The organism is Mycobacterium sp., assembly GCF_019243155.1.
In the GTDB taxonomy this organism is placed as follows: domain Bacteria; phylum Actinomycetota; class Actinomycetes; order Mycobacteriales; family Mycobacteriaceae; genus Mycobacterium.
The window spans coordinates 1-7112 of sequence record NZ_JAFAUS010000064.1; the positions used below are offsets into that span (position 1 = coordinate 1).

Annotated in this window: 8 protein-coding genes; 4 read left to right on the top strand and 4 right to left on the bottom strand. The window is 69.8% G+C overall.

All coding sequences use genetic code 11. The annotated features are described in order from the left end of the window. Positions 1-69: 69 nt before the first annotated feature. Complete coding sequence (locus tag JOZ00_RS03320; RefSeq protein WP_293339592.1) at positions 70-885, bottom strand: purine-nucleoside phosphorylase; 816 nt, start codon at positions 883-885, stop codon at positions 70-72. Positions 886-1045: 160 nt separating this feature from the next. On the opposite strand from JOZ00_RS03320, the gene JOZ00_RS03325 reads away from it, so the two are divergent. Further along, complete coding sequence (locus JOZ00_RS03325; protein ID WP_293339595.1) at positions 1046-1645, top strand: cutinase family protein; 600 nt, start codon at positions 1046-1048, stop codon at positions 1643-1645. 26 nt (positions 1646-1671) lie between these two features. On the opposite strand, the gene JOZ00_RS03330 is transcribed toward JOZ00_RS03325, so the two are convergent. Continuing rightward, a complete protein-coding gene (locus JOZ00_RS03330; protein WP_293339598.1) occupies positions 1672-1806 on the bottom strand; it encodes a hypothetical protein in 135 nt (44 codons plus the stop codon). 218 nt (positions 1807-2024) lie between these two features. On the opposite strand from JOZ00_RS03330, the gene JOZ00_RS03335 reads away from it, so the two are divergent. Continuing rightward, on the top strand, positions 2025-3215 hold the full coding sequence (locus tag JOZ00_RS03335) for a M20 family metallopeptidase (protein WP_293339600.1): 1191 nt from the start codon (positions 2025-2027) through the stop codon (positions 3213-3215). Beyond that, complete coding sequence (locus JOZ00_RS03340; RefSeq protein WP_293339603.1) at positions 3212-4390, top strand: M20 family metallopeptidase; 1179 nt, start codon at positions 3212-3214, stop codon at positions 4388-4390. Before JOZ00_RS03335 ends, JOZ00_RS03340 begins: the two co-directional genes overlap by 4 nt. Here JOZ00_RS03340 and JOZ00_RS03345 read toward each other — a convergent pair. Next, positions 4387-5205, bottom strand: a complete 819-nt coding sequence (locus JOZ00_RS03345; RefSeq protein WP_293339611.1) for an alpha/beta hydrolase — start codon at positions 5203-5205, stop codon at positions 4387-4389. The two genes, JOZ00_RS03340 and JOZ00_RS03345, sit on opposite strands and share 4 nt — an antisense overlap. A 202-nt stretch (positions 5206-5407) precedes the next feature. Further along, positions 5408-5887, bottom strand: coding sequence for a gamma-glutamylcyclotransferase (locus JOZ00_RS03350; protein WP_293339606.1), 480 nt, complete (start codon positions 5885-5887; stop codon positions 5408-5410). An 82-nt stretch (positions 5888-5969) separates the two neighbouring features. On the opposite strand from JOZ00_RS03350, the gene JOZ00_RS03355 reads away from it, so the two are divergent. Continuing rightward, the coding region (locus JOZ00_RS03355) for an NAD(P)H-quinone dehydrogenase (protein ID WP_293339608.1) at positions 5970-7112 on the top strand (1143 nt) is incomplete at its 3' end.

The following is a 7112-nucleotide window of genomic DNA, read 5'->3' on the forward strand; positions in this document are numbered from 1 at the left end:
ACGCCGCGAGCTCGGCGGCCGTCGCCGGGTCGGGATCGTGGGAGATCCACTCCTCGGGCGTCATGTGGTCTACAGCCGGGGTACGCGCTGGATGACGTCGGCCAGCAGCGCGCCCATCCGGTTGGCCGAAGCGGCGCCCGCGGCGAGCACTTCGGCGTGGCTCAGCGGCTGGCTGCTGATCCCGGCGGCCAGGTTGGTCACCAGCGATACTCCTAGCACCTCGGCGCCCGCCGCCCGGGCCGCGATGGTCTCGTGCACCGTCGACATGCCCACCAGGTCGGCGCCGAGCGTGCGCAGCATCCGGATCTCGGCGGGTGTCTCATAGTGCGGACCGGGCAGGCCCGCGTAGACGCCTTCGGTGAGCCCGGGGTCGCCCTCGCGGGCGAGCTGTCGCAGCCGCGGGGAGTAGGCGTCGGTCAGGTCCACGAATTGCGGACCGACCAACGGCGACCGCGCGGTCAGGTTCAGGTGGTCGCTGATCAGCACGGGCTCGCCGATCGTCATGTCCTCGCGCAGGCCACCGGCGGCGTTCGTGAGCACCACGATGCGCACCCCCGCCGCGCACGCCGCCCGCACCGGGTGCACGACGTGGCCCAAGTCGTGGCCCTCGTAGGCGTGCACTCGGCCCACCAGCACCAGCACCCGGTGCTCGCCGATTCGCATCGACAACAGCTCGCCGCTGTGCCCGACCGCGGTGGGCGGCCGGAATCCCGGGAGGTCGGCCTGCGGCAGCACGGCCGTCGGTGTGCCGAGGGCCGCGACGGCTGGTGACCAGCCAGAGCCAAGGACGATGGCGACGTCGTGTTCGGTGATTCCGGTCTGCTCGCCGATGGCGCGCGCCGCCCGTCGGGCGAGATCGCCGGGGTCGGGCAGCGTTTCGGCCACAGTCGGGGAGCTTAGCCCGGCGACGGCGAGCGCCGAGGCTCGGAGCAGTGTGATTTAGTTAGCCCGGCAATGCAGTTGACCGGGTACCTGTGTCAAGATTTGCCGCATGGGTTTCGCTAGGTGTCCGGTTGTCGTTGCGGCCGTTGCTCTTGGTTGGTCGATGACAATGGTGAGCGCGCCGCAGGCGCGAGCCGACTGCCCCGACGTCCAACTCGTCTTCGCTCGCGGGACCGCGGAGCCGCCCGGCATGGGAGCAGTGGGCGATGCGCTGCTCGCCGCGCTGCAGCCCAAGCTGGGCTCGCGCGACGTCGAGCCCTACGCGGTCAACTATCCGGCCAGCTATAACTTTCTGACCACCGGCGACGCCGCCAACGACGCGCGCGATCACATCGCGCAGATGGTCGACCAGTGCCCGTCGACGCGCCTGGTGCTGGGGGGCTTCTCGCAGGGCGCCGCCGCCGTCTCGATGCTGGCGGGCGTGCCACCGCTCGGTAATACCATCGGCAACTTCGGATCGGCGCCCGCGCTGGATCCCGGTCTGGCCAACAAGATCACCGCCGTTGCGGTGTTCGGCAATCCCGGCAACCGCTTCGGCACGCCGCTGTCGTCGACCGGCCAGTTCGCCGGCCGCGCCATCGACTTGTGCAGCCCGGGCGATCCGGTCTGTGTCGTCGGCGGTCGCGACCGGGACGCGCACCACGACTACGACGCCGCGCCCTACCCCGGCCAGGCGGCGGGGTTCATCGCCGGACAGATGTAGCCGACGGCTCGCGTCTCCGACGGGATTCACCACCACGTATCGCTGAGTTCGATTTCTTCGTCTTTGTCGCGGCACGCCAGCATCACGGCGAGTCCGGTGAGTGCGAGCCACACGACTTCAGCGCAGGCCGTCAGCAGTACCGTCTGGACTGCGTCCGACAAATTTCCCCAGCTCAACGGGAGTTCCCTTCGATGATCGAGCTCCGGCGCGTCGGTGCACCTTCGCTCTCCTCCGACAAATCAAGAGGGACGTCCGACGCCCCAAACTTAAAATCACTGTAATCGCATCATTACATACTTTTTTACCAAAACTAAACCACAAATCATACTTTTGGGTTTTGTCGCCCGGGGCCGGTTCACATGGGTGAGATACTGCGAGAGTGCCCGCAGCCCCGTTAGACAGCGTCGAGGACGTCGTACGGCTCCGCGGTCCGGATCTGATCGCGTTGTCCCACGCCATCCATGCCGAGCCCGAGCTGGCGTTCGCCGAGCATCGCAGCTGCGCCAAAGCGCAGGCTCTGGTCGCCGAGCGCGGTTTCGAGATCACCGCTGCCGCAGGCGGTCTGGACACCGCCTTCCGGGCTGACTTCGGCAGCGGGCCGCTGACCGTCGGGGTATGCGCCGAATACGACGCGCTGCCCGAGATCGGGCACGCCTGCGGCCACAACATCATTGCGGCCTCGGCCGTCGGCACCGCGCTCGCGCTGGCCGAGGTAGCCGACGAGCTGGGCCTGCGGGTGGCGCTGCTGGGCACGCCCGCCGAGGAGGCCGGCGGCGGCAAGCAGCTGCTGCTCGACGCCGGGGTGTTCGACGACCTCGCGGTGGCTGTGATGCTGCACCCAGGGCCGACCGACATCGCCGCGGCCCGGTCGCTGGCCCTTTCCGAGGCGATCGTGCACTACCGTGGCAAGGAATCGCACGCAGCCGTCGCACCGCACCTGGGCATCAACGCCGCCGACGCCGTGACCGTCGCGCAGGTGGCCATCGGGGTGCTACGGCAGCAACTGGCGCCGGGTCAACTGGTGCACGGGCTCGTCACCAACGGCGGGCAGGCCGTCAACGTCATCCCCGGACACGCCACCTTGCAATACGCGATGCGGGCCGTCGAAGCGGACTCACTGACAGAGCTGGAGGGCAGGATGTACGCGTGCTTCGCCGCGGGCGCGCTGGCCACCGGCTGCGAATACGAAATCGACTCCCCGGCACCGCCGTACGCCGAGCTCAAACCCGATGTGTGGCTGGCCGACATCTGCCGCGAGGAAATGCGCCGGCTCGGACGTGACCCGGTGGCACCCGAATTCGAAAAGGTGCTGCCCATGGGCAGCACCGACATGGGCAACGTCACCCACGTGCTGCCGGGCATCCATCCGGTGATTGGGGTCGACGCCGGCGGTGCCACGGTGCACCAGCGGGAGTTCGCCGCCGCGGCCGCCGGTCCCAGCGCCGATCGCGCCGTCGTCGAGGGCGCCGTGATGCTGGCGCGCACGGTCGTCCAGCTGGCACAGACGCCCGCCGAACGCGACCGGGTGATGACCGCTCAGGAACTGAGGCACAGCGGGGCGCGGGCATGACTCTCGCCGACAACGCCACGTCCTGGCTGGCCATTCATCATGACGACCTGGTCGAATGGCGCCGCCACATCCATCGCTATCCCGAGCTGGGCCGCCAGGAGTACGCCACCACCCAGTTCGTCGGGGAGCGGTTGGCCGACGCGGGGCTCAACCCCAAGGTGCTGCCCGGCGGAACGGGACTGGTCTGCGATATCGGCCCCGACCACGAGCCGCGGATCGCGCTGCGGGCCGACATGGATGCCCTGCCGATGGCCGAGCTCACCGGCGCCCCGTACGCGTCCACGATGCCGAACGTCGCGCACGCCTGCGGCCACGACGCGCACACCGCGATCCTGCTGGGCACCGCGCTGACCCTGGCGTCGGTGCCCGAGCTTCCGGTCGGGGTGCGGCTGATCTTCCAGGCAGCCGAGGAGCTGATGCCCGGCGGGGCGATCGACGCCATCGCCGCCGGCGCGATCACCGGGGTGTCGCGCATCTTCGCCCTGCACTGCGACCCTCGGCTGGAGGTCGGCAAGGTCGCGGTCCGGCACGGCCCGATCACCTCGGCGGCCGACCAGATCGAGATCACGCTGTATTCGCCCGGCGGGCACACGTCGCGGCCGCACCTGACCGCCGACCTGGTCTACGGCCTCGGCACGCTGATCACCGGCCTGCCCGGGGTGCTGTCGCGCCGCATCGACCCGCGCAACGGCACCGTATTGGTATGGGGCGCAGTCAATGCCGGCGTCGCGGCCAACGCCATCCCGCAGAGCGGCGTGCTGGCCGGCACCGTCCGCACCGCGAGCCGGCAGACCTGGATCGCGATGGAGGAGATCATCCGCGAGACCGTGGCGGGGTTGTTGGCGCCGCTGGCCATCGAGCACACGCTGCAATACCGGCGCGGCGTGCCGCCGGTGGTCAACGAGGACGTCTCGACGCGCATCCTCACCCACGCGATCGAAGCCGTCGGCCCCGACGCGCTGGCCGACACCCGCCAGTCCGGCGGCGGCGAGGATTTCTCCTGGTATCTGGAGGACGTCCCCGGCGCGATGGCCCGGCTGGGCGTGTGGTCAGGCCAGGGGCCGCAGCTCGATCTGCATCAACCGACGTTCGACCTTGACGAGCGGGCGCTGGCGGTCGGACTGCGCGTGCTGGTCAACATCGTCGAGCAGTCGGCCGCTTTCCAACACGACTAGGCGCCGATGGCGCGGACGACGTGTTCGGCGATGCGAGCGTAGGTGCGCCGCGTGACCTCGCCGGCCTCGCTCATGATGTTGTAGCCGTGGTCGACGCCGGGGACCTCGTGATACTCCGTTAACGCTCCGACGGCGCCGAGTTTTCCTGCGTACCTGCGGGCTTCGTCGCGCAGCCGATCGTGCTCGGCCGTCACGACCAGGGCGGGAGCGATGCCGGCGATGTCGTCGGCGTTGTCACCCCAGGCGGGCGAGGCCAGGCGGTCGCGCCGAAACTTCGGCTCGGGAATGTAGGCGGTGTCGAAGACCTCGCTCATCCACGGCTTCATGACTGCCCGGCGGCCGATCGTGGATGCCTTGTCGCGGCTCGGCGTGACCAGGTCCAGCGGTGCGTAGTGCAGCACCTGCAGCGCGATATCGGGGCCACCGTTCTCCAGCGCGATCCGCGCCGCCGCGGCGCTGAGGTTGCCGCCCGCGCTTTGGCCGCCGATGCACAGTCGCGTGCCGTCCCAGTCGCGTCCGCGGCCGGCCGCCCAGCACACGACGTCGTAGATCTGATGCACCGCGGCGGGAAACCGGTGTCGGGGCGCCAGCACATAGTCGGGGTTGATCACCAGCACGCCCGCGTTGGCGGCGAGGTAGCGGCACCACGGATCGTCCTGCTCGGGGTGCCCGACCACGAACCCGCCGCCGTGCACGTTGACGTAGACGGGCGGGTTCGTCGCCGCCGGCGGGTGATAGACGGTTGCCGATACCGGACCGTGGCGGGTTTCGATGGCGACCTCAGTGGTTCGGCCCGCAATCTCCGGGAAGCGCACGGCGGGTTTGGGGGCGGGCCTGAAGGCAGCGGCGAAGGTGCGCGCCACCGCATCGGCGACCAGCGGTGTGGACAGAATGGACAGCCGATCCTCCTTCCCCCGGCGCCACTCCCGGACCGGGGCGCGCATCATCGGTCTGTCTGTCTACCCTGCCGATCGCCGTCGGGCGAATGTTTTTTGCGGGCGGCGCCGACGAGCGGGGTCAGGCGCCGGTTCCCGGCCCGATGTTGAGGGCCGGGCGGGTTCGGAGATCGTGCACGTAATCCTCTGGCGCCGCTGCGATTTCGGCGGCATCGGCCATCACGCCGAGGTAGCGCGCCGACGGCAGACCACCCTCCCAGGCGTCGACCACGTACAGCCACGCCAGCACGGGGTCGGTGTTGGTGTCCGACGAGATGCGCTCGACCCGGCAGCGGATCTTTTTGTGAATGCCGAACTCCGAGCCCTCCCAGCGGTCGAGATTGTTCTCGTCCGCCGCCGTCATGTCGTAGAGCACGACGAAAACCTTTGAGTCAGGGTCCTCGACGACGGTGGCCAGCGCGCCTTCCCAACCGATATCCTCGCCGCCGAAGGTCAGTCGCCACCCGTGTAACCAGCCGGTTCCGGCCATCGGTGAGTGCGGCGCCCGCTGCTGCATCTGCTCGGGATGCATGTTCGACCCGTAGGCGGCGTAGAGCGGCACGGGGAAATCTTAGACGTCGGACACAACTGTGGTCTTCACCCGAGCGATAGCAGCGTCCCCGCCGCCCGGTTAGGTTAGGGCTGTGGTGACCCGCATCGTGATCCTCGGCGGAGGCCCGGCCGGTTACGAAGCCGCGCTGGTGGCACGCACGTCACACCCCGACACGACGGACGTCACCGTGATCGACGCCGAAGGGATGGGTGGGGCGGCCGTCCTCGACGACTGCGTGCCGTCCAAGACATTCATCGCCTCGACCTGGCTGCGCACCGAGCTGCGCCGCGCGCCGCGGCTGGGTTTCGACATCGACATCGACGACGCCAAGATCTCGCTGCCGCGGATCCACGCCCGGGTCAGGCTGCTGGCCACCCAGCAGTCGGCCGACATCACCGCGCAGTTGCTCGCCGAGGGCGTCCACGTGGTCGCCGGACGCGGCGAGCTGATCGACCCGCACCCGGGGCTGGCCAGCCACCGCGTCCTGGCGACCGCCGCCGACGGCTCCACGAAGGAGTTCGAGGCGGACGTGGTGCTGATCGCCACCGGCGCCAGCCCGCGGGTCCTTCAGTCGGCCAAGCCTGACGGCGAGCGCATCCTCACCTGGCGGCAGCTCTATGACCTGGAGGCGCTGCCCGAGCACCTGATCGTGGTGGGCTCGGGCGTCACCGGCGCCGAGTTCGTGCACGCCTACACCGAGCTGGGCGTGCCGGTGACGGTGGCGGCCAGCCGCGACCGGGTGCTGCCGTACGAGGACGCGGACGCCGCGCAGGTTTTGGAGGAGTCCTTCGCTGAGCGCGGCGTCGAGCTGATCAAGAACGCCCGCGCCGAGTCCGTCGTCCGCACCGACACCGGGGTGTTTGTGACGATGACGGACGGCCGCACCGTCGAGGGCAGCCACGCCCTGATGACCATCGGTTCGGTCCCCAACACCAGCGGGCTCGGCCTCGAGCGGGTCGGCATCGACCTGGGACCCGGCGATTACCTGAAGGTGGACCGGGTGTCGCGCACCTCGGTGCCCGGCATGTACGCGGCCGGCGACTGCACCGGCTTGCTGCTGCTGGCGTCGGTCGCGGCCATGCAGGGTCGCATCGCGATGTACCACGCGCTGGGTGAGGGCGTCAGTCCGATCCGGCTGCGCACGGTGGCGGCGACGGTGTTCACCAGACCCGAGATCGCCGCCGTCGGGGTGCCACAGTCGGCGATCGACGACGGCTCGGTGCCGGCGCGGACG

Excerpts from the sequence above, each read along its gene's own strand:
- JOZ00_RS03325 (WP_293339595.1), top strand. The coding sequence starts at position 1,046 with ATGACAATGGTGAGCGCGCCGCAGGCGCGAGCCGACTGCCCCGACGTC.
- JOZ00_RS03340 (WP_293339603.1), top strand. The coding sequence starts at position 3,212 with ATGACTCTCGCCGACAACGCCACGTCCTGGCTGGCCATTCATCATGAC.